At 35.1% G+C, this 21,501-nt stretch carries 23 protein-coding genes; 3 read left to right on the top strand and 20 right to left on the bottom strand.

Features of this window, described 5'->3' with window-relative positions:
* Nucleotides 1-87: 87 nt before the first annotated feature.
* Nucleotides 88-2,271, bottom strand: a complete 2,184-nt coding sequence (locus tag BHU68_RS10830) for an FAD-dependent oxidoreductase (protein ID WP_069472084.1) — start codon at nucleotides 2,269-2,271, stop codon at nucleotides 88-90.
* 337 nt (nucleotides 2,272-2,608) lie between these two features.
* On the opposite strand from BHU68_RS10830, the gene BHU68_RS10825 reads away from it, so the two are divergent.
* Nucleotides 2,609-3,976 (top strand): fibrinogen-like YCDxxxxGGGW domain-containing protein, encoded by a 1,368-nt coding sequence (locus BHU68_RS10825; protein ID WP_069472085.1) that lies wholly within the window; start codon nucleotides 2,609-2,611, stop codon nucleotides 3,974-3,976.
* Between the two features lie 247 nt (nucleotides 3,977-4,223).
* Here the strand turns inward: BHU68_RS10825 and BHU68_RS17730 are convergent, their stop codons facing one another.
* The 11 genes from BHU68_RS17730 to BHU68_RS10775 all read right to left on the bottom strand — a co-directional run bounded on the left by BHU68_RS17730 (nucleotide 4,224) and on the right by BHU68_RS10775 (nucleotide 12,167).
* Nucleotides 4,224-4,373: a type II toxin-antitoxin system PemK/MazF family toxin gene (locus BHU68_RS17730; protein ID WP_216092901.1), complete on the bottom strand. Its 150-nt coding sequence runs from the start codon at nucleotides 4,371-4,373 to the stop codon at nucleotides 4,224-4,226.
* Nucleotides 4,363-4,563, bottom strand: a complete 201-nt coding sequence (locus tag BHU68_RS17725; protein ID WP_216092902.1) for a type II toxin-antitoxin system PemK/MazF family toxin — start codon at nucleotides 4,561-4,563, stop codon at nucleotides 4,363-4,365. The genes BHU68_RS17730 and BHU68_RS17725 overlap by 11 nt, the downstream gene beginning before the upstream one ends.
* Nucleotides 4,564-4,565: 2 nt before the next feature.
* Nucleotides 4,566-4,814 (bottom strand): hypothetical protein, encoded by a 249-nt coding sequence (locus BHU68_RS10815; protein WP_069472086.1) that lies wholly within the window; start codon nucleotides 4,812-4,814, stop codon nucleotides 4,566-4,568.
* Nucleotides 4,815-5,021: 207 nt separating this feature from the next.
* Nucleotides 5,022-5,282 (bottom strand): hypothetical protein, encoded by a 261-nt coding sequence (locus BHU68_RS17720; protein ID WP_216092903.1) that lies wholly within the window; start codon nucleotides 5,280-5,282, stop codon nucleotides 5,022-5,024.
* 127 nt (nucleotides 5,283-5,409) lie between these two features.
* Complete coding sequence (locus BHU68_RS10805) at nucleotides 5,410-6,453, bottom strand: DUF4435 domain-containing protein (RefSeq protein WP_069472088.1); 1,044 nt, start codon at nucleotides 6,451-6,453, stop codon at nucleotides 5,410-5,412.
* Entirely contained in the window at nucleotides 6,453-7,349 is an 897-nt protein-coding gene (locus BHU68_RS10800) for an AAA family ATPase (protein WP_069472089.1), read from the bottom strand. The genes BHU68_RS10805 and BHU68_RS10800 overlap by 1 nt, the downstream gene beginning before the upstream one ends.
* Before the next feature lie 81 nt (nucleotides 7,350-7,430).
* A complete protein-coding gene (cobI, locus tag BHU68_RS10795) occupies nucleotides 7,431-8,186 on the bottom strand; it encodes a precorrin-2 C(20)-methyltransferase (protein ID WP_069472090.1) in 756 nt (251 codons plus the stop codon).
* Between the two features lie 171 nt (nucleotides 8,187-8,357).
* Nucleotides 8,358-9,614 (bottom strand): bifunctional cobalt-precorrin-7 (C(5))-methyltransferase/cobalt-precorrin-6B (C(15))-methyltransferase, encoded by a 1,257-nt coding sequence (locus BHU68_RS10790; protein WP_069472091.1) that lies wholly within the window; start codon nucleotides 9,612-9,614, stop codon nucleotides 8,358-8,360.
* Entirely contained in the window at nucleotides 9,574-10,698 is a 1,125-nt protein-coding gene (locus BHU68_RS10785) for a cobalt-precorrin-5B (C(1))-methyltransferase (protein WP_069472092.1), read from the bottom strand. Before BHU68_RS10785 ends, BHU68_RS10790 begins: the two co-directional genes overlap by 41 nt.
* The gene (locus BHU68_RS10780) at nucleotides 10,688-11,350 is read right to left on the bottom strand and encodes a precorrin-8X methylmutase (protein WP_102135814.1); all 663 of its coding nucleotides are present in this window, start codon (nucleotides 11,348-11,350) and stop codon (nucleotides 10,688-10,690) included. The genes BHU68_RS10785 and BHU68_RS10780 overlap by 11 nt, the downstream gene beginning before the upstream one ends.
* A gap of 4 nt (nucleotides 11,351-11,354) precedes the next feature.
* Entirely contained in the window at nucleotides 11,355-12,167 is an 813-nt protein-coding gene (locus BHU68_RS10775) for a sirohydrochlorin chelatase (protein WP_069472094.1), read from the bottom strand.
* A gap of 207 nt (nucleotides 12,168-12,374) precedes the next feature.
* On the opposite strand from BHU68_RS10775, the gene BHU68_RS10770 reads away from it, so the two are divergent.
* The gene (locus tag BHU68_RS10770) at nucleotides 12,375-12,995 is read left to right on the top strand and encodes a hypothetical protein (protein WP_069472095.1); all 621 of its coding nucleotides are present in this window, start codon (nucleotides 12,375-12,377) and stop codon (nucleotides 12,993-12,995) included.
* Between the two features lie 171 nt (nucleotides 12,996-13,166).
* Here the strand turns inward: BHU68_RS10770 and cobM are convergent, their stop codons facing one another.
* The 7 genes from cobM to BHU68_RS10735 form a co-directional block, all read right to left on the bottom strand.
* Nucleotides 13,167-13,937 (bottom strand): precorrin-4 C(11)-methyltransferase, encoded by a 771-nt coding sequence (gene cobM, locus BHU68_RS10765; RefSeq protein WP_069472096.1) that lies wholly within the window; start codon nucleotides 13,935-13,937, stop codon nucleotides 13,167-13,169.
* Nucleotides 13,934-15,211 carry a cobyrinate a,c-diamide synthase gene (locus BHU68_RS10760; RefSeq protein ID WP_069472097.1) on the bottom strand — a complete coding sequence of 426 codons (1,278 nt, stop codon included), beginning with the start codon at nucleotides 15,209-15,211 and terminating at the stop codon, nucleotides 13,934-13,936. The genes cobM and BHU68_RS10760 overlap by 4 nt, the downstream gene beginning before the upstream one ends.
* On the bottom strand, nucleotides 15,208-16,395 hold the full coding sequence (gene cobJ, locus BHU68_RS10755) for a precorrin-3B C(17)-methyltransferase (protein ID WP_083235018.1): 1,188 nt from the start codon (nucleotides 16,393-16,395) through the stop codon (nucleotides 15,208-15,210). Before cobJ ends, BHU68_RS10760 begins: the two co-directional genes overlap by 4 nt.
* A gap of 4 nt (nucleotides 16,396-16,399) precedes the next feature.
* Nucleotides 16,400-16,792: a cobalamin biosynthesis protein gene (locus tag BHU68_RS10750; protein ID WP_069472098.1), complete on the bottom strand. Its 393-nt coding sequence runs from the start codon at nucleotides 16,790-16,792 to the stop codon at nucleotides 16,400-16,402.
* Complete coding sequence (locus BHU68_RS10745) at nucleotides 16,789-17,514, bottom strand: cobalamin biosynthesis central domain-containing protein (protein WP_069472099.1); 726 nt, start codon at nucleotides 17,512-17,514, stop codon at nucleotides 16,789-16,791. The genes BHU68_RS10750 and BHU68_RS10745 overlap by 4 nt, the downstream gene beginning before the upstream one ends.
* Nucleotides 17,501-18,181 carry an energy-coupling factor ABC transporter permease gene (locus BHU68_RS10740; protein WP_069472100.1) on the bottom strand — a complete coding sequence of 227 codons (681 nt, stop codon included), beginning with the start codon at nucleotides 18,179-18,181 and terminating at the stop codon, nucleotides 17,501-17,503. Before BHU68_RS10740 ends, BHU68_RS10745 begins: the two co-directional genes overlap by 14 nt.
* 85 nt (nucleotides 18,182-18,266) lie before the next feature.
* Nucleotides 18,267-19,409 (bottom strand): RNA-binding domain-containing protein, encoded by a 1,143-nt coding sequence (locus tag BHU68_RS10735; RefSeq protein WP_069472101.1) that lies wholly within the window; start codon nucleotides 19,407-19,409, stop codon nucleotides 18,267-18,269.
* A gap of 179 nt (nucleotides 19,410-19,588) precedes the next feature.
* Here BHU68_RS10735 and BHU68_RS10730 point away from each other — a divergent pair, with 179 nt between their 5' ends.
* Nucleotides 19,589-21,178, top strand: coding sequence for an AAA-like domain-containing protein (locus BHU68_RS10730; RefSeq protein ID WP_069472102.1), 1,590 nt, complete (start codon nucleotides 19,589-19,591; stop codon nucleotides 21,176-21,178).
* A gap of 95 nt (nucleotides 21,179-21,273) precedes the next feature.
* Here the strand turns inward: BHU68_RS10730 and BHU68_RS10725 are convergent, their stop codons facing one another.
* Entirely contained in the window at nucleotides 21,274-21,501 is a 228-nt protein-coding gene (locus BHU68_RS10725; protein ID WP_069472103.1) for a FeoC-like transcriptional regulator, read from the bottom strand.

Raw genomic sequence — 21,501 nt, 5'->3', positions numbered from 1 at the left:
CAGAATTATATCTTTTTATGTTAAATTTGATTATAACAAATATAACATGTTTAGATATATGTGAAACTAAGTCGTCAAATTTAATTGCTAGCCAAAATCATCAATTTTGATTTTAGATATGTGAACATTATTTTTTAACAAGTGGTTTTTCATACCATCAGTAAAATCGCTAGTTCCAACTATATAAAAACTATATTCTGTTAAGTCTCCAGCATGTTTCACTAACAAGTCTTTATCGATTCTGTTGTCAGTGTTTGTAAACACTGGTATCAATTTGCATTGCTTCAATTCATGCAGATAATCTAAATAAGCTGCTGATTGTTGGCTTTTGTTGGAATAAAACAGTAAAAATTGTTGTTTTAAATTGCTTTTTTCTAATTCTTTTAGCATTGGAATTATTGGAGTTATACCAATTCCACTGACTAAAAATATAATCGGTTCAGGTGTTTCGGATAATAAAAACTCTCCCATTGGTCCAAATATTGTAGCAGTGTCATTGTATTGCATCAAGTCACAACTTTGCTTGAAACCACTTTCACTTGTTCTCATGCTAAATTTTAACAGGTTTTCGTCTGGATGAGAGGCGATAGATAATGCTCGATGTGGTATATCATTATTAGTGCTTCTTGGTTTATCTATGCTAAGGATCGCATATTGACCGGGTTTGAATACAAAATCTTTAGGTTTTTCAAAAACTAATTCTAGTGTATTAGTTGCTAGTATATTTTTTTCAATGAGTTTGACACTTCTGTCATCTATTTTTGATACAGTCTTTTTGGAAGAAATTGGAGTATTTCTTAATACTTCATTTGCACAAAGCCAACCGCTCCAAATCGCGCCAGTAAAACCGCCACCGGGATTTGTCCAAGCTGAGGCAAAATATAAATTTTTGATTGGTGATTTATTTGGAATTCTAAACATTCCAGCTTGTTTTGGAGTTTGAGCAAAACCATAAACACTTCCTCTTGGGTTTAGTGTATATCTGTTGATGGTTTTTGGCGTACCAACTTCATAATATTCAATTTCTTGAGTAATGCCCGGAATGGTTTTTTCTAATCTTTTAAAGATGGTTTCAGCAACTTGCTGTTTTTTCTGCTTGTATTGTTCTGAATCCAAATTTTCCCAATCTGATAAGTAGTCATATGTACAAATAGTTCCAACTGTTTTGCCTTTTGGTGCTAGATCAGAATCAATTTGACTATAATCTACAAAAACAAAAGCTCTTTTATCAAAATCTGCTTTAGCATTTTTCTGCATATCTTTTAGATTATTTACAGAATCATCAGCAATGAAGGTAGAATAATGTTTATTTAATTGTTTTATTTCTGTTTTAAAACCAATATAAATCGAAATTAGAGAACAAGCGATTTCTAGTTTTTCGGTTTTTTGCTTTAATCGCTTTTGATTTGCCTTTGGTAATAAATTTATGACATTTGGAATGGCTGCATTGGCAATAATTGTATCAGCAAACACTTGTTTATTATTATATTCAACTCCAATTGCGGCATTATCTTGGGTAATGATTTTAGTAACTTTAGTTCCCAGTAATACTTGTCCATTATTATCAGTAATGACTGTGGCTAAATAATCAGAAAGCTTTTGTGAACCACCTTTGATGAAATATCCACCATTATAATAATTTGCTTGACCAACGCTGAAATAAATTAGAGACGCTGAATATGGATCATCATGATAATAACCAATATTTGCAAGTAAAGTAAGTTTTAAATCTTCATCTTTAATAATTGAATCAATAAAACTACCAACTGTAGTATATGTCCAAAAAACCAGATTAGGAAATAAAAGAGGAAAAACTGGCAACATCAAGATCATTTTCCATCTTTCAAGAGGCAGCCTAGTTACTTGTTGTTGTATCTTATAGATAACTTTAAAAAACTTTTTAATGCCGCTTTTTTCTTTTGGAAAATGCTTTATTAAAACATTAATTGCCTCTTGACGATTGTCAGGAATGACAATATCTACTCTTTCATTAGTAAAACGATAAAATTCTGGAACACGTAAAAACTCAACATTATCAAAAACTTTTAACTCATGAAAAATTTTAGTCTTAAAGTCATTTTTATCCAGCCCATCCAATTCGTGCAATCCAACTTCCATTATAAAATCTTTTCTTTTGAAAGTGGTAGCACAGCCACCGGGGATATAATGTTGCTCAATCAGAAGAATTGATTTACCCTCTTTAGCAAGCTTAGCACCAGCAGTAAGCCCACCCAAACCACCGCCTATAATTATTACATCATAGTTATTCATTTGCTTTCTCCTTAAAATTTAATTTAAGACTATGCTATCAGAGATTAAAGAATTAGTGATTCACATATGTTAATTTATCTATTAATATTCAAACAGGTTCTAAAACCTGACAGGTTTAGTATATTTTATATAAACCATAAAAACAACAAATAAAAAAAACCCTGATCTTTTTCTTAACTGCCCATTCTATATAGTGAAACCAATATTTTATTGAAATCCAGTGAATGGCCCATATGGGCACTAATATTTTTTTTAAACCTAAAAAGGAGATATTATGTTGAAAATGAGTAAATTTATTACCGCTATTGTTTTATAAAGTGTATTAGGCAGTAATGTTTTGGCTGGTGATACAGTTTCTTCACAAGCCATTTATGATTCCAAGACTAAAATGCTATATTTAGAAGGTATTTTGGTTCCATTCATTAATGAATTAACTGGTAAAATAAGTCGTAAGAAAGGCATATTTGATGCTGAATTAAAAGAAAAACGTAAGTTATTATTTGAACTAAATTTTGACAGTATCAAATTTAAGGATATGTTTGATGGTGAAAAAGTTAGCGGCTATATCTTGTATAATCCCAAAACTAGATCGGTTAATATACCTTGCTTCAAAGCTACCACTACTTCTCAATTTGGTGATGGATTTGAAGGAGATATCATATATTATCAGGATGTAATTATGACATCTCGGCATATAACATCTGCAATATTTGGTATTGAAGATCTGACTGAAACTGATAGTTGTGAAAGTTCAGTAGAACCAACTGAAAAACCAAGTTTAACAACAACCCCAACAACAACGATAGACGACACTGTAGAAGTTGAAGTTAATGGGGAAGATGGAACAACTGTTTTTGTAAATGGTGTTGATAGTGGTAAAACTATTGATTCAACTGGGAAAGTTAAGGTTACACTTGATACTAGTGGTGATGATGGGGATAAGAGTTTTTTTATTACTTTGAAAGATGATAAGGGTAATGAAAGTGAGGCTTTGAGTTTTACGATTAAAAAAATTCATATGAGAAGTTGTCAATCTATATTAGATGCTGGATTGTCAAATGGTGATGGTATTTATACAATTGATTCAGATGGAAAAGATGTAGATGTTTATTGTGATATGACAACTGATGGTGGTGGTTGGACTTTGACAGCAAATATCAATAACAAACAAAATGGAAAATTTCAATATAACGGAGATATTTGGACGAAAAATAATATTCATTTTGGTTCTTTATCAAAGTTAAATGATGATTATGCAAATATTGGATTTTCAAATATTGAATTAAATCAACTCATGTTAAAAAGCAATGATAATGATTTAGTAATCACTAAAACATTTGATATTCAAAGTTCTTTAATCTCTTTATTTAATAACCCAAGAGATCAAATTTTGATAGGTTTAAAACAAGATGATTTTACAAAATATAGTGCAAATGCTTGTTACTCATTTTGGACAAATCATTCTAACAATAAAATTAGAATTAATGGTAACGATAAGAATGAGAAAGGTAATTTTGCCATGAGAATTGATGGTTATGGATATTGGCATGATGATTCTAAATGTCCAATGTGTTGTATTGGTGGTATTGGTTCTTATAGTAATGGTAATAGTAGTTACGAAGATAATCCAACAAATATTTCAAAAGGTTATAGAGGCTATGAAACCACACAAGTTCCAGAGACTATAAAATTTTTTATAAGATAGCCAAAATCAGCTTGTAGCTTGTAGGCGCATGAAGAGAGCAAACCTGATGTTTAGTTGAACATTTCTTAGAACTGTAGGTTGGGCTGACGAGAGGAAGCCCAACAATTCCATGCACGATTCAGTTGGGCTTCCTTTCGTCAGCCCAACCTACATTTCATAATTTATTTGGTTAATAACCATAACGATAGTGGAAATATGACAGGTTTAGTTGCACATTTCTTAGTAGTTATTTATCAACAAGCTAATACTAACTTTCTCCATACATTTCTGTGATAATGCTTCTCAATTGAGCTGCTTGAGATTCAGAAAGTTGATCAATTTTTTTGATTAACCGTTGTTTACTGATCGCTCGTATTTGATCAACAACAATTTCAGCTTTAACACCATCACAATTCACTTGTAGGCGAGAACGCCATGTAGGATGAATAGTTGTATGTAGTTAAAGGGCAAATAACAATTGTTTCTAAGTAACGGTTCATTTCATTCTGACTAACTACTACAACTGGGCGAATTTTCTTAATTTCGCCGCCAATAGTCGGATTCAAATTAGCCAAATAAATTTCATATCGAAGTGGTATTGAAATCATCTTTATTCTAATCCATCTAGCAGTGTTTGATCAAAATCGCTCCAATCTTCTTGTTCCTCTTTTATTGCTTTATAAGTCTCTTTATAAGAGAGTTTATTGTCATCCATATTTCGCAATAAAATACCACGTTCAGTTTGTTCCAATAATAACCAATTGGTAAAACCATATTTTTGTAATATGAATTGAGGTAATTTTATGCCTTTTGAATTACCTATAGTTACAAGTCTAGTGTTTGTTATCAATGTTTGCATAATTAAACCTTATATAATTAATGTAATTGTAACCATAAGAATATTTTGTATATTAAATATCCTTTGTGCCTTTTCTACACCCACGCATGATTTCCGCACGCTGTCGATGCGGATTATGCACAATAATCAGTGATAAATAATTAACAGTTTTACCCTTCAAAGTCCTGATGTCTTTAACCACTATTTCTTCATTTGTTCCGGCTTTTTCTATAAAACTGCATTGTGAAACTCCACTTCTACTAGCGTTTTTCCTGAACTCGCAGCAGCGGCGACTCCAGCAATGGTTTCTATTTTGATGCTAGGTTCTTTTTCTAGCACTGTGCGTACCAGATGTCCAAAACCCTCTACCAGAAAAACCACGTCCAAGCCTGCCGATAATGACACTAGCACAGTTTCTGCTGCTTTATGCCAATAACTTAGCAATTTTTTAGGATCATGAGTCATTGGAAGCGAATCGTATAGCTCCATATTGCTTCGCTTTTCAGGACTTTATATGCTTTTATGGTAATTAAGTCTGGATCTCCCGGACCTAATGATACTCCTATTAAACGTCCAAATTTCGCCATTATTATTGTCTTTGATGAACAATGCCTAACTAATCTGAAACCCTATATCGTTCCACATCTTGCTTGATTTTTTGCATTGGATGGCATCGGTTTAAAGAAATTAAACAATACATATATCCGTCATTTAGAAGTGTTTTCCAATCAATATTTTTGAGAAGGTTATGGTATTCCTTTTGTTTAGCCTTTAACATTTCCGTTGGTTCTTGCGATTTAAACCATTGTCTTTTTTCTTTTCTATAATCGATTATCACTTTACCCATAACTATTTTGGCAACACAATCATACATAATGTGTCCATTCAGATACCAATAAGTATCTGTTTTTTGTACATTCAACTCAGATAATGTTTTATCTATGTGATTCAAATCAATATTGCTGTGCTTTTTCTTGATTTTATCTATCAAATTAGAGACACGATTTTTTAATCCGGTAATGACTTCATTAGCATTATCAGTCAGACAAATTTCATTTGGTTTAAGACAAAGAACTGATTTTAATTCCTTTTCTGAAATATGTGGTTCAGAAACTATATGAGCTTGTTTATTAGCAATTTGTTCAAGTTTTTGCTTTTCAAAATACAAAATATAACGTAACAGTGGATAAGTGGCTTTGGAATATTCTTGCATGAATTTAACAAAGGAAAAACCACATATATTAGCATCCGGATATGATGATTTTTCTACAATCCGCGCCAAAGCTGCCGGCGAAATCTTATAATTTTCGATTGAATAAGCATAAGTGTGAAAAATATAAGGGTGGTTAAATAATGGTTGGTTTTTGAGTAGATATTCTAAATCACTATCAACACATAAGATGAGATTGGGACCGGAATTTTTTAGATTACGTTCGCTTAAAACGGTTTGTTTGCCACTTTTTAGATTATTTTCTCTTGAATACGGGTAAAAAATAATGTTTAATTCTGGCGCAAACGCATCAAATATATCCTTCCAAAAATGTACATCCTCCATACCTTCTACATAACAGGCAATATCAATATTTAACAGAATATTTTCTGCATTTCTGTCATCAATATCAGGAAAATCATTATCCAGTAAAGTATTTTCGGCTTTCATTAAGATTGTTCTGTGATAATATCTGCCATTTTGGTTATTTTATCTTGCCAGCCTTTACTAAACACTCCAGCAGCGTGCGTCACAATAATAAGCTGACACTTATCATTAAGACTTTGAATTATATCTATTAACTTATGTTGCCAAGCAAGATGTAAAGAAATTTCTGGCTCATCTATTAAAATAATACTTGGTTGATTTTCTTGAATCAGCACATTTAATAGGATTATTAACATTTGCTTTTCGCCAGCAGAAAGTTCATAAACAGTGAAAGTTTGATTGTTGTGATTTTTAAAAATAATCGCATTATTTTTATCAAAATCAATCCGTTTGTGGGAATCAGAAAATAATGCATTTATTTGTTGAATAAACCGATTTTTATAATTTGTAATGTCATTAATTTGTTCGGTTTTATCATTTAATAATTGTTTTAGTTTTTGAAGATCATTGTCATCCGCAGTTTTCTTTGTAGAAATATGTCTGATTTGTTCATCAAACTCAGTCGTGACTTTTTCTGCTAAGATTTTCAGTTTGAGCAAATAACTTTTCCAGTCATTGATTAAGGGTTTTAAAACCACATCAAGTTCGGTATGATCTTTTGAATTATCTGGCTGATACCTGTCAAATGTGTTGATATAGCATAGATTAACATCTGGAGGCACAAGATCAGAATCTTTGCTGATGTATTTATTGTCATTCAATTCGATTCTAATTGATTCTATACCCGAAGCCAAAGCAATTCCATGACTAGGCTTCAGAGTTTGTTTGAGTAAACGTAATAATGTAGTTTTGCCACTACCATTTTTACCAATCAAAATATTTACTTTTGGATCCAAAGACCAATTAATATCCAGTTCGCCAAATAATTTTCTTATTTCTATTTTTTTTATATAAGTCATAATTTTCCAAGCATTATAGATTTATTCTAAATAACTTATTATAAGTGCGATGAATTCAGCGAAATTTAGTTTAAAAAGCTGTTATTTTTTCCTACACCCACGCATGATTTCCGCACGCTGTCTATGTGGATTATGAATAATAATCAGTGATAAATAATTCACGGTTTTACCCTTCAAAGTCCTAATATCTTTAACCACTATTTCTTCATTTGTTCCGGCTTTTTCTATAAAACTGCATTGTGAAACCATGTCATATTTTTCAGCAAGTTCGATAATATCATCTAACAGCGGTTTTACTTTGAGTAATATTAGGGTATCAAAATCAACCATCAGTTTTTCAAGCAATTTTATGCCATAACCAGCAGGTACTATTGCCATAGTATCATCCACTTCTACTAGCATTTTTCCTGAACTCGCAGCAGCGGCGTTAAAGGAAGGTACTCCAGCAATGGTTTCTATTTTGATGCTAGGTTCTTTTTCTAGCACCGTGCGTACCAGATGCCCAAAAGTTGAATAGGTTGAAGCATCACCTTCTACCAGAAAAACTACGTCCAAGCCTGCCGATAATGGCACTAGCACAGTTTCTGCCGCTTTATGCCAATAACTTAGCAATTTTTTAGGATCATGAGTCATTGGAAATATCAATGGTATATTGGTCTCTGGTAATTGAAAACCAGCATTCAGGGCTATTTTTAAGGCAAAGCTTTCTGCTCCCTTTCTGCGAATCGGATAGCTCCATATTGCTTCGCTTTTCAGAGCTTTATATGCTTTTATGGTGATTAAGTCTGGATCTCCCGGACCTAATGATACTCCTATTAAACGTCCAAATTTAGCCATTATTATTGTCCTTGATACGCTAATGAGTGTGACCTCAATTTTATGTAAAATAATATTTGTAGGGTGGGTAGAGCGAAAGCGATACGAAGTCAGCGAAGCGAAACCCACCATTTTAGCCATCTTGGTGGGTTTCGCTTTCGCTCTACCCACCCTACATGAAAGATTGTGACATCAAACTAAGGTCATACTCGCGCTAATAATAAATACTGGGTTTTCTGCTTCTAAACGTTGCATATTCAGTATTGGTTTACTGCGTGAAATTTGCATTTGGATAAAGTGCCACTGAACATTTTTTAACTGTTTTAAAGTTTCAATAGCAACATTTAGGTTTTCAATCGTCACAAAATTCATCACCAGCGTTCCACCAATATTGAGTCGTGATAAACATAACTCAATTAAGTCAGCCAGATTACCTCCTGAGCCACCAATAAAAATAGCATCAGCATTCTCCCAAGCATCTAATCCATCAGGGGCTTTGCCTTGCTCAACGTGGTAATTGCTTAATGATGATTTCGCTAGATTTTGCAGAATTATTTCAAAATCAGCAGTATTTTTTTCAATCGCATAAACACGTCCCTTTGGGCAAAGATGGGCAGCTTCTAAACCGATTGAACCAGAGCCAGCTCCAATATCCCAGACTATACTATTATGTCTAAGCTGCAATTTAGCAAGTGAAACTGCACGTACTTCTTGTTTGGTTATCAGACCTTTATTAGGCTTGCGTTGCATGTATTCAGCATCTTCAAGGCCAAATAATGTATTGTTTTGAATTGGTTTTATTCGTTTTAAAATTACCAAATTAGGATTAGGCTGTGTTATAACCTCATCTATGGCTAACCATCCTGTTAATTGTTCATCATCTGTTGTCAAACGGGATGCAATCAACATCTCGAATTGATCCTGCATGTTCTCACAGCTTAACATCTTAGCAATACGTACAGGTGAATTCTGAGGGCTGGTATAGCAAGCTATCATATCATTAGTCCTACAGTCGGAAAGCAGATCACGCATACCATGCTCAAAATTGCTATGAATAGAACTGATTTTCACAGCTTGCCATGCCAGCCCCAAACGAGAAAAAGCTACCTGAAACATGGTAATATTAGGCAGTACATTACAATTTTCTATACCAAGTTTTTTCACGATAAAAGAGCCAATACCATGACAAAGCGGATCACCAGTTGCCAGAACCACAACTTGTTTATTTTGCTCAAGAGCAGTTTGCACCCAATTCGGGACTTGCATTATCTTGCCAGTAAAGTCCTGTTTTTTTACCTCATCTTTTAGCAAACCTTGAACAGCATCGATAAAACGCGGACTACCAATAAGCAAATCAGCCGTTTTCAGGTAATCAATAGCCTGCTGGCTAAGGCTTTGCGGTCCATCTTCAAGAATGCCGATAATCTGACATTTTACTATAGGTTTCATTAATTTTATTACCTTCAAAATCACAAATTAGGATTGTTAAATTAAACTGCTCAGGGTATCGCCCCATTAGGGTACTAATAACTTTTGCTGCGAGTGCCTTATAAAATTCATCAGTAATACCTAATTGTTGCATTTGTTCACTGGCAAAACGAGCTGTTTGAGCCTGTTTAATTGCTTCAACAATATCCTGTGGCGCTCCTGCTTGTTTAGCAAGACTGGCTACTAATTCCATATTAACTGGATTGCGTCCAGCATGGGTAATGGTTTCACCCTGAGCAATTTTGGTAAGCTTTCCAACCATGCCACCAATAATCACATTCTTAATTTTTTGTTTGACAACAGTGTCTAGCGCATAACGTAAAAAATCTCCCATTTGCACAAAACAGCCTTGTGGCAATTCTGGTAGTTCACGCATGACAAATTTTTCAGTACGCCCGCCAGTGGTTAATACCACCGTATCATGTCCTTGTCGTGCGGTAACTTCTATACCTTGTATTACGCTAGCACGAAAAGCTGCTGTTGACCAAGGGTGAACAATTCCAGTAGTGCCAAGAATCGAAATGCCATTCAAAATACCAAGCCGACTATTTAGCGTTCGTTTGGCGATTTTTTCACCTTCAGGGACTGAAATTGTCACTTCCAGACCTACTTTATCTAGTAACTCTCCAGCCGCAAGTCGCACATTTTGTTCAATATATTCTCTGGGTTTTGGATTTATAGCTGCACCACCCACTTCTAAGCCCAATCCCTCCTGTGTGACAATGCCAACACCCTTGCCACCTTTTAATACCAGCTTTTTAGGCTGATTTGGCAATATGCGTACATCAGCGGTTATCTGTGCCTTGTTTGTGACATCTGGATCATCTCCTGCATCTTTGATCACCATTGCAAAAGCATGATTATTATCAATATATGATTCAATAATCTCAAATTTCACCACATTGTTTTCAGGCAAAACGCAATCCACCCATTGTGGGATTTTCCCTGTTACCAGACCTTCTGTTGCTGCTAATGCAGCCGCTGCCGCATTAGCACCAGTAGAAAATCCCTTGCGATTTCCTTTTTTTTTGCGTTTAGGCACCATCTGAATTTGCCAGTGCAAGTAGTGCGTGTATTGCGGATACCACCAAGGTTGTTCCACCTTTGCGACCACGTGTAATAATCCAAGGAATATCTTCAATTAATGCCAATTCATCCTTGGACTCTTTTGCAGAAACAAAACCTACTGGCATACCAATAACAATTGCGGGTTTAATGCCTTCTTCAACAATCAAGCGTTTTACTTCTAAAAGAGCAGTTGGAGCATTGCCCACGCCAATAATACCACCATCAAGCAACTTGTTACTATGAGCTTTTCGCATAGCCTGAACTGCACGGGTAGTATTTTCTGCTTTAGCTTTTGTGATCACATCATCATCAGATATAAACTGATGAGTAGTAATTCCAAAATGTTGCAACCGAGGTTTAGATAAACCCACGCAAATCATTTCAACATCTGCTGTTATCGGACAACCATTATTAATTGCCTTAATACCAGCTTCAATCGCCAAGGGGTGAAATTCGGTAAGACCATTAAATTCAAAATCAGCAGTAGCATGAATCATACGGCGGACCAGATGCCATTGCTGTTCACTGTAATTATGCTCTCCCGCTTCCTTAGTAACAATGTCAAAAGAGCTATGTTCTATTTTTCGACCAGCTTCGGTTAATTGTTCAGTAATAATATTCAATTGCAAGATCTCAATGATGGTGATGGTGATGATCATCAGGACAAATATCCATAAATTCGCCACTTTGCTGATTATTCAATACCGCATAAACTCGTTCATTCAGCACCGTTTTAATTTCGTCTTCAAAGCCAAAATAGCTGGAATTGGCAAATGCGATCTCTGGATATTGTTGTTTTAAACGTAGAATTTGCTGCTCAATACGTTTGATTAAGGTGCCATTGAATAAATACAGCGGCAAAATAACAATCTGTTTCATGCCCAAAGTTACTTGACGTTGTACACTGGTTTCCAGACGAGGAGTTGTCACTCCTGTAAACGCAATATCCACCAGTTCATGTTCACTTTCTTCAAATAACCAGCGAGCTATTTTACTAATTTCTCCATTAGCTTTGCGGTCAGAAGAACCACGTCCCAGCACGATTACACCAGTATTGCTAGGAGCAGGAAAATGTAATTCTGCAACAGTCTTTTGCAAGTTGTTTTTCAGAATCGAAAAAACTGGTTCACCAGCAGTAATTGGTGGCGTATAAACAAAGCTAGTATCCAGATGACGAGCTTTAGCATGTTCAATATGATGAGGAATTTCAGCACGCACATGACCAGCCGCATTTAACACCAACGGAACCACAATTACCCGCTTAGCTTTAGCAGCAACATTGTCCAAACCTTGTTCGATTTCCACATCTGCAAATTCGATAAAGCACAATTCAATCTGCCAATCTGGTTGGCTGTTACGCCATTGCTCAACAAACCGTTCAATTTGCGGATTACCTTCAGGATCACGCGAACCGTGTCCAATTAATAAAATACAATCATTTTTCATGTTTTACTCTCTAAAAGAATGGCTAAAATGCTCATAATAATCATCTAGTAATCCGGACATTTTACTTGATTTTTTCGAGCATTCTATAGCACTATTAAAAGTAGCACGTAGGTTGATTCTAGTATCATAACATAATATCAGGGTGAATTTCTACAAAGTTTATGCTAAAATTAAAAGTAGGCATATTCCTATATTTTTAAATAAATTATGAGCAAATCAATTTTTAAAAAAGATAAACGCTATTCATTTAGTGATTATTTCTATATGAGTAATCCGACTGAAGAAATTCTGGCAGAATTGGGTTATTCTTTAAATTTTGAAGAAATCCAATTTCCTTTGAGCCAAAATGTTGAAACTACCTCCGTTGACAAGCTCAAAAATGTTTATTACCGATTACTCCCTAAAATCACGCTTAATTCAGAAATTGCCAAACGCGAATTTATGATTGCACCATTGCTTCATCAAGTCATGCTCGATATTGATGCAAAATTAAATATTGAATATCCCATTGATATTGATGATAAACTCAATGGTTTTCTAGATTATTTAATTCGTTCCAAACAAGAATTAATAGTCATTGAAGCTAAAAAAGGCGATTTGGAGAGAGGTTTTAATCAATTGGCGGCTGAAATGATCGCCTTAGATAAGTATGAAGAAAATGATGTACCGGAAATATTATATGGAGCCATAACGATTGGTGAAGTTTGGCGGTTTGCACTCTTGAAGCGAACAAGCAAAACCCTAGTCAAAGATATCAATCTTTTTAGATTTCCTCAAGATACTAAAGATATATTGGCGATACTGATGGGTATACTTTCAACGGCATAACTTCTTAGCTCAAGGCAAAACACAATCCACCCATTAAACCCTCAGTTGCCGCTTTAGCAGCGGCATTGTCCAAACCTTGTTCGATTTCCACATCAGCAAATTCTATAAAGACCGTTCAACCTTCAGGATCACATGAACCGTGTCCAATTAAATACAATCATCTTTCATGTTTTACCTTCTAAAAGAATGGCTAAAATGCTCATCATAAAGTTTAGATTTTTTCAAAGAATCCCAATGCCGCGCACCAAGCGTAGGGCTAACGATAATCATCGCTTGTGAGGCAATCTTCTCTGCCTGACATTGTTTTTTAATGGTGCGTAATGTACCACGAACTATTTTTTCAGCTTCTCCCCAACTCGCTTTTTGCACCACCACAACTGGTGAATCTTCTAACCAGCCACATTCAATCAACTCTTTGCAGACTTTATGCAGCAATGTAATTGATAAAAACAAACACAGTGTTGAATGATGTGCAGCCAGCTCTGGTAGAGATTCACCTTCAGGCATAGGAGTTCGTCCAGCAACGCGGGTCATAATAACAGTTTGCGTTACTTCAGGTAGTGTCAGACTCTCAACCGCAGCAGCAGCCGAAGCCATTGCTGATGAAATTCCCGGCACTACTTCAACTTCAATACCTGCTTTATCAATAGGTTGTACCATTTCAATTAATGCACCGTATAAAGAAGGATCGCCAGTTTGTAAGCGAATTACAGTTTTATCAGGCTGAGCTTGCTCAATCAACCAATTGGTAATTTCTTCCAGCACCATTCCTTTGGAATCTAGGATTACACAAGCTTCTTTACTCCATTGGGTTAAAGCCAATGGCACCAGCGAACCAGCAAATAGTATCGCATCGGCTTTCTCAATTAATGAGCGTGCCTTTACAGTAATAAGTTCCGGATCACCCGGACCAGCACCAACAAACCATATTTTTCTTGTCATGGGGTTTTCCTTAAAAATAATTGTGCTGCAACATCAGGGGCAGATTCAAAATTCCAATGAATATAAGAGGCACGGCAATTATTAAATAGCAAACCTTCATCTCCACGTTTTAAGCTATAGGCTTTAGGCAATATTTGATGATCTTCACGCTTGGAGTGGTGATATTCATGACCTTTAATGCCACTATTTTCATCTTGACGATAACCAAGAGCTGCAAGTCTGTCTTGCATACGACATGCAATTGGCAGAATGCCAGCCATATTCCAAGTTCTGCCTTGATGATCAGTGAGGCTTTCTGCCAATAGCATCATGCCGCCACATTCTGCTAATGTGGGAGTTCCCTGTTCAATATGCTTTGCCAACGATGCCCATGTTGCTGATTTACTTAATGCTTGTGCGTGTAATTCTGGATAACCACCCGGTAGCCATATAGCATCACAGTCAGGGACGGCATCACCTGCTATTGGAGAAAAAAAGCTAATTTTAGCTGCTTGAGCCTGTAACCAGTCCAGATTGCTTTGATAGATAAAGCAACAGGCAGAGTCTCTAGCAATGGCAATGGTTTTTAAGCCAAACCTGACAGGTTTTAAAAACCTGTCAGGTTTAATTTCTAAGTTATCAGAACTTGATTTGAATAAATCAAGTTCGGCATGAAAAACTTTGCTAAAATCAGGCACATCATGTTCTTCAGGCATTTGCAAGCCTAAATGACGTTCAGGCAACAGTGGTGCATTTTTTTCCATCCAAGCAATCAGTGGTGGTAATTGATATTCTACCAGTAATTCCCGAATAATTCTAGCATGATTTTCGCTACCCAAACGATTAGCAATAATGCCGCTAATCCGAAAGCCCATATTATCTGCTTCCTGCACAAAACCTTTTACCAAAGGTACAATAGAGCCACTCATACCTTTAGCATTTACCACTAACCACACGGGTACATCCAAGACTGTTGCCAGATGTGCGGCTGAGCCTTTGCCACCAACACCACTACGACCATCAAACAATCCCATAACTCCTTCAATAATGCCAAATTCATCCTGATGTTGTTTAGCAATAATGTATTGAATTTGCTCAATATCCATCATATTGGTATCAAGGTTATAGCTGGTTTTGTGGGTAATGGCTTTATGCCACATAGGGTCAAGAAAATCTGGACCGGTTTTGAAACAGCGGACAGATTGTTGCCGCTGATTGAGGAATTGTAATAAGGCTAGTGTGACTGAGGTTTTGCCACAACCAGATTGTGTTCCTCCAATCAGTGCATAGTTCATTTATGAAAACTCATCATTGCTTTACCATCAATATTTAATAACCAAACAGATTGATCAAGGAACCAAATGTTTGAGATAGTGTCAACATCAATCTGTGCAGTTATTAAGTCTTTTTTCAGGCTAATCTGAGATGGGGAAATTTCAATATCTTGTGGATTAATAGGCATTTGTATTTGTCCAGTTTTCATTAATCCAAATTCTGTAATAACTAACTTCAGTCTTTCTAATCCCTTAGCAACATCCGAATAAACATTCTCAATGTTTGAAGCAAGAAATATTTCTTCAATAGAAAGGTCAAAATTACTGGCAAGCTTTTCAATATCTTCACCAGCTTCCACTGCTTGTTTAATACCAGCCTTCCAGCCATCTAAACCTAAAGATAATGAACGACCTCTTTGTTCGCCTTCTTTAACATTACCAGTAATGCCCTCATATTTATTGGCATAACCTCTAGGTGTCACCATCAAACCTTCTTTGATAAAAGTGCTACTATTGCCAATTAGTACCGTGGTCAGCATACCAATGTCATATTCAGCCATAGTTTCCAATGTCGTCAATTCTATTCTTTCTGCTTTACGATAGGCAGATTTGACAATGGCGACAGGGGTATCAGGAGAACGATACTTGAGGAAAATGCGCTGAGCTTCAACTATTTGCTGACGACGACGACCACTTTTAGGATTATATAAAGCGATAACAAAATCAGCAGCAGCAACAGCATTTAGACGACGCGCAATGGTAGGCCAAGGGGTGAGTAAATCAGACAAAGAAATTGAACAGAAATCATGGGTCAATGGAGAACCTACCAGTGCAGCACAAGAGGATAAAGCTGTGCTGCCCGGAACTACTTCTACTTCAATATCATCACCCGGTTTCCATCCAGCCTGAAACAGCACCTCATAGCTAGGACCAGCCATGCCATACACACCAATATCACCAGAAGAAATCAGAGCAACAGTTAATCCTTGTTTGGCGTGTTCATAGGCTTCTACAGCACGATCAGTTTCTTCTGTCATACCTTTGCGGATGACTTTTTTACCAACCAACAAGTCTTTCACCAGTTTGATATAAGTTGAATAGCCGATAACAACATCGGATTCTTCAATAGCTTCACGGGCGCGGAAGGTCATATGTTCAGCAGAACCCGGACCAAAACCTACTAGAAGAATTTTGCCTTTACTCATTATTTTACCTTATTTTTACAACAGAAATTGTAGCATTTTTTCCATCTTCACCCAGATATTTCAGCTTTTCTACTAACAAATCCTGCATAGTTGTGTTTGCCGCTAAAATAGCAGCCGCTTCTGATACCGCAGGTGTACCTACATATTTCATTACAACTGCTGATGGATTGGGAACTTCAACCCGTGCCAATTCAGTGGCAGGGTAATAAATAATCTTTTTATCTAATTTTTTTACTAGACTGTTGATACTGTCTTCATCAGACTTGTTATCAATTGTAGCAAAGCATTGAATCTGCTCATATTGACAATCAATAGCTTCCAAAGCCTGATTTAATGCTGTTTCTAGGGTTGTTAAAGCAGTTCCCCTATCACAACCAATACCGATCACAATTTTCATAATGGTGGACGATAAACAATTAATCTGTCAGTTAAATCAAGCCATACATCTTCAGGAATTGTGTCATTTGTGATCCATAATACGGCTGCGAATTCAGTGAGTTTAACTTCATCAAATTTATCAAAACTTTTAATGTTCTTAGGTAGGGGTTTATTCCACCAATCTTTAGAACCACACTCTTGCACGACAGCAATCGGCTCTTCATTTACCATCATAGCTGCAACGCGGGTCATACTTTTGTCCCTAGCTTCAATTTTCCAGCCCAAATTACGACCCATAATATCCACAGCAATGGTATTACCCACATCTGCGGCTGTGGTAACTACTGGCGTTGCACCTAGTATATCTGCCAGTTTAATAGCAAATTCATTAGCTCCTCCGATATGACCAGATAATACAGGAATCACGAATTGTGCTGCATTATCCACCACAATCACACCGGGATCAGTTTCTTTGGACTTGAGGAAAGGTGCAATTAAACGCACGACTCCGCCTAAAGCAACCAGAAAAATTATTTGATCATAGTTTTTAAACAAAAAACCCATATGCTTTTTTGCAGGTAGGTCAATTGCAGTGACAGCATTAGCTACACCATCTACCAAATTAACAAATTTATCTATTACAAAAATATCAGCTTGGGGGAGCTGTTTAGCGATTATAGCAGCCTTAGTTGCACCACTCTTAGTGATAGCAACCAAGGCAATTTTATTAGACTTCTGCATGATATAAACGAGTAGTAACAAAACCACTATTTTGTAATTTATCTAGCGTTTTTGCACCTGCTAGCACAGCAATATCAACCACTGGTTCAAGTAATACAACAGTTGAGTAAGCAACAGCAAAACTAGCAACAGATGCCAAATTTTCAGCACCAAAGCCTTGTCCGTAAACTGCCCAGAAGGCAACCCAAGAGATAATACCACCCTGATAAGCAACAGATAATTTAACTGTTTGTGCATAGCTTAAATCTTTGTAAGCAACATTATTTGGAATCACTTTCTTTGCGATTACAGCCATTGCAAAAAGTGGTACTAATAAGGTAGTGACATTGATTGCATAATTTGGCAAATCAAAAGGAGCGAAAAATAGTCCTTGAATCAATAAACCAGCCGCTAAACCAATAGCAGCAGGAGCCAGTCCAAATATCAAGAACAGAGTAGAACCTAAAATAAAATGAACTTCCGAGACTCCCACCGGGTGATGCGGTAAAACTTCAAAAAAGCTCAATACTAATAACATTGTCGCCAAAGTGCGTACCACAAGTGATAAGATACCTTTATCTTTGACTGTTTCCCAAATTTGCTTAGCTAAATAACCAAAAGCAGCCGCAGCAGTTCCATAACTTAAAACCATTTTGGCACTTTCTACAACACCAACTTCAATATGCATATAATTATGTTCCTATTAACAAATAATAATTGACTATTTTACTACAAAATTTTTTAGCATGTCAATATTTTTTTGATTGTTATCACTATCTATTCATAATAGCCCTAAATTCTTCTTTGTCCACATCATTAATAAATTCAATGCTTGGACAATATTTTAATATTCTTTTTATGCCACTTCCTAAGCCGCTGTATGGTAATATGTATTGTGCTAATGAGTGTAGTATCGGATTTCTGGCGATTGAGATACCATGTTTTATTTTTTCTATTGTTAATGAGTTTGGCAATTTGCCCGGGCTGATAATTTCAACACGATCTTTTAGTATTATTACTTTTATTGTAGCATTTATATAATAATCTCTATGAACTAGCGCATTTACTATCAATTCCATTAAGCATTGTTCAGGAATCTCAAGTCTTCCAAGAGTATTAAAATTATCGCTATCTTGTACTCTTTTTAGATTGCTTGTTATAAAATTCATAGTTTGTCTGTATAGTTCGCTAAAAGGACCCTCAATAGTGTCTTTTGAAATAAACCTATTGGAACTAATATCTGTATCATCTATATTTACGCATTGAATTTTAAACATTGGAGTAAATTTTTGAGGATTGATTCCAAATAATAAATTACCAGCTAAGCTTAAACAAGCTTCTTGCATTAAATTTAAATTTTCTAAAATTTGCGTAAGTTCTAAATGGCTATTTTCAAAGTCTTGTTTGTATTTTCTTTCAAAAAAACTGAAAAATAAGTAAACATTTAAATTTTTTAAGCTGCTTTGCCTAATAACTTCTTCATCAGCAAACAGGTTTCTTGAACTAGCAAATAGTCGTTTTAATTCTTCTCTTGATATTTTGCGTTTATCAGCACCAACTTTAGTATAATAAAAGCCACTACTAGTGGAATATGGCTTATTCATACCCTCTTGAACAGTAATTATTACCAGTTTTTTCTGATCGACTATTTTAATTTCTGTAATAGGATATATTGGAGGATGAATATTTTGACTGGCAACATTTGAAATTAATTGATTTAAACTATTAATTTCTATATCATTTAATCCAGTTATTTTTCCATTATCGCAGACACCTAGAATAATATTTCCACCACTGGCATTAGAAAATGCTACCAATTCAGCACTTAAGCTCTCACTTCTAGTGATTTTCTCTTTAAATTGAGTGAAACTATCTTCACCTTGATTAATTTTTTGTATTAATTCTGTTGTTTTCATGAGATGCTTATTTATTTGTCATTTTGGAATTTGTATCATTAAAACAAATATTCCAAGTATAATCTTTGCTATTTATTCGTAACATGTTATCAGAATCCTTGCAGGCGGTTATTGCACAAAAATAGCTAAAATATATTCAGCAATGTAAACTATGGATCAGCAATTAAAGGGTTAAAACTATGCGAAAATTTTCATCATATGGTCCAATTGATTTGGATTTACATTATTATGTTCCTCGTCAAGAATTGATAGACAAAGCATTTCAACATAATAAAGGTGGTCATTATATTACCATCTGGGCACCTCGTCAAACAGGTAAAACTTGGATTATGCGAGAGGTTTTATTAAAACTTAAAAAGCAAACTGAGTTTGATGTGATTTTTCTAAGTTTACAACACCTTTCTAATGAAACTGATGTCAATCATGTAGTTCAACTAATTGCCCAAAAACTTATCAAACAATTGAATATTGATAAATCTATTACCATAAACAGCTTGGGTGATTTTGATAAATTATTTGAACGGCAAATTCTAACTAAACCCTTGATTTTGATTTTAGATGAGTTTGATTCTCTCTCAGAAGATGCTATAGTTGGATTAGTTAGTGTGTTTCGTCATATCTATAATACTCGTCAAAATGAAGTTGATAAATCAACAGCAGAAAAGGAATATTTATTACATAGTTTGGCATTAATCGGAGTACGCTCAGTATTAGGTGTGGAAAACATGAGAGGTTCTCCTTTCAATGTTCAACGCAGTCTGCATATTCCTAATTTAACCGCTGATGAAGTAGCTTCTCTATTTAATAGTTATCAACAACAAACTGGGCAGTCAATTGATTCAGAAGTAGTAGAACGTATTTTCTATGAATTTCAAGGACAACCGGGGCTAACTTGTTGGTTTGGTGAATTATTGACTGAGACTTATAATGAAAAGTTCCATGAACCGATTACTATGGAAAATTTTGAGGATGTTTATGCTGCTGCACTAGACTTATTGCCAAATAATAACATTCTAAACATCATCAGTAAAGCTAAACAAGAAGCATACAAACCCTTTGTTTTAGATCTGTTTCAAACCAAAACCGAAAGCAAATTTCTATATGATGAACCCATAATAAATTTTCTGTATCTGAATGGAATAATCGACATTGAACAAGTGAGTTTAAGAGAGAATTATATTAAATTTGCTTGTCCATATATACAGAAACGATTATTTAATTATTTTACCAGAGAAGTATTTAGAGAAAATATTAACTATTTATCTGATCCATTTGAAGATTTATCAGATACGATTACCGCAGATCAGCTCAATATTCGCCGCTTATTAGAAAGATATGAAGATTATTTGCAAATCAATAAAGAACAAATCTTAAAAGATGCACCACGTCGTAATAACGATTTGCGTGTATATGAAGCAGTGTTTCACTTTAATCTATATTTTTATTTAACTAGTTTTTTAAATAGTTATGATGCAATAGTTCAACCAGAATTCCCAACTGGCAATGGTCAAATAGATTTATTGATACGTCATGCTGGGAAATTATTTGGATTAGAATTAAAAAGTTTTGCTAGTCAAGCCGCATATCGTAAGGCATTAATTCAAGCGGCTAAATATGGTAAATCTTTACAAATAGCAGAAATTTTCTTAGTATTTTTTGTTGAAACTATAGATGAAAACAATCGCCAGAAGTTTGAAAAAGATTATATGGATAGCGATACTGGAGTCATGGTACATCCTCAATTTGTGCAAATTCATACATTGGTTTAAATTTGTATTTTTGTGCCAGAAGCGTTTTTACGTCGTTGAAGATATTTTTTAAGTTCATATATCGGTAACACCCTTTTCATAATAGTGTTAATTTATCACTTGTTGCTTTTTATATACTCATAAATTATTAAATTTGCTGGATCAGTTTTGCAACAACCTTTATTACAAACTGCTCCCTCAATACAACGTACCTTGCCTTTACGTATCCAATGTTCTAACATGCCTTTGATAGCTTCTGGTGTGACATCAAAATGATTGGCAATATCTATCAAAGGCATTCTTTTATTTAAAATTAAATAAGTTCTTAGTTCTGTTAAAATCAT

The sequence above is a fragment of the Candidatus Marithrix sp. Canyon 246 genome (assembly GCF_001723685.1).
Taxonomy (GTDB): Bacteria; Pseudomonadota; Gammaproteobacteria; order Beggiatoales; family Beggiatoaceae; genus Marithrix.
This window is presented reverse-complemented; position numbering and strand designations above follow the sequence as displayed.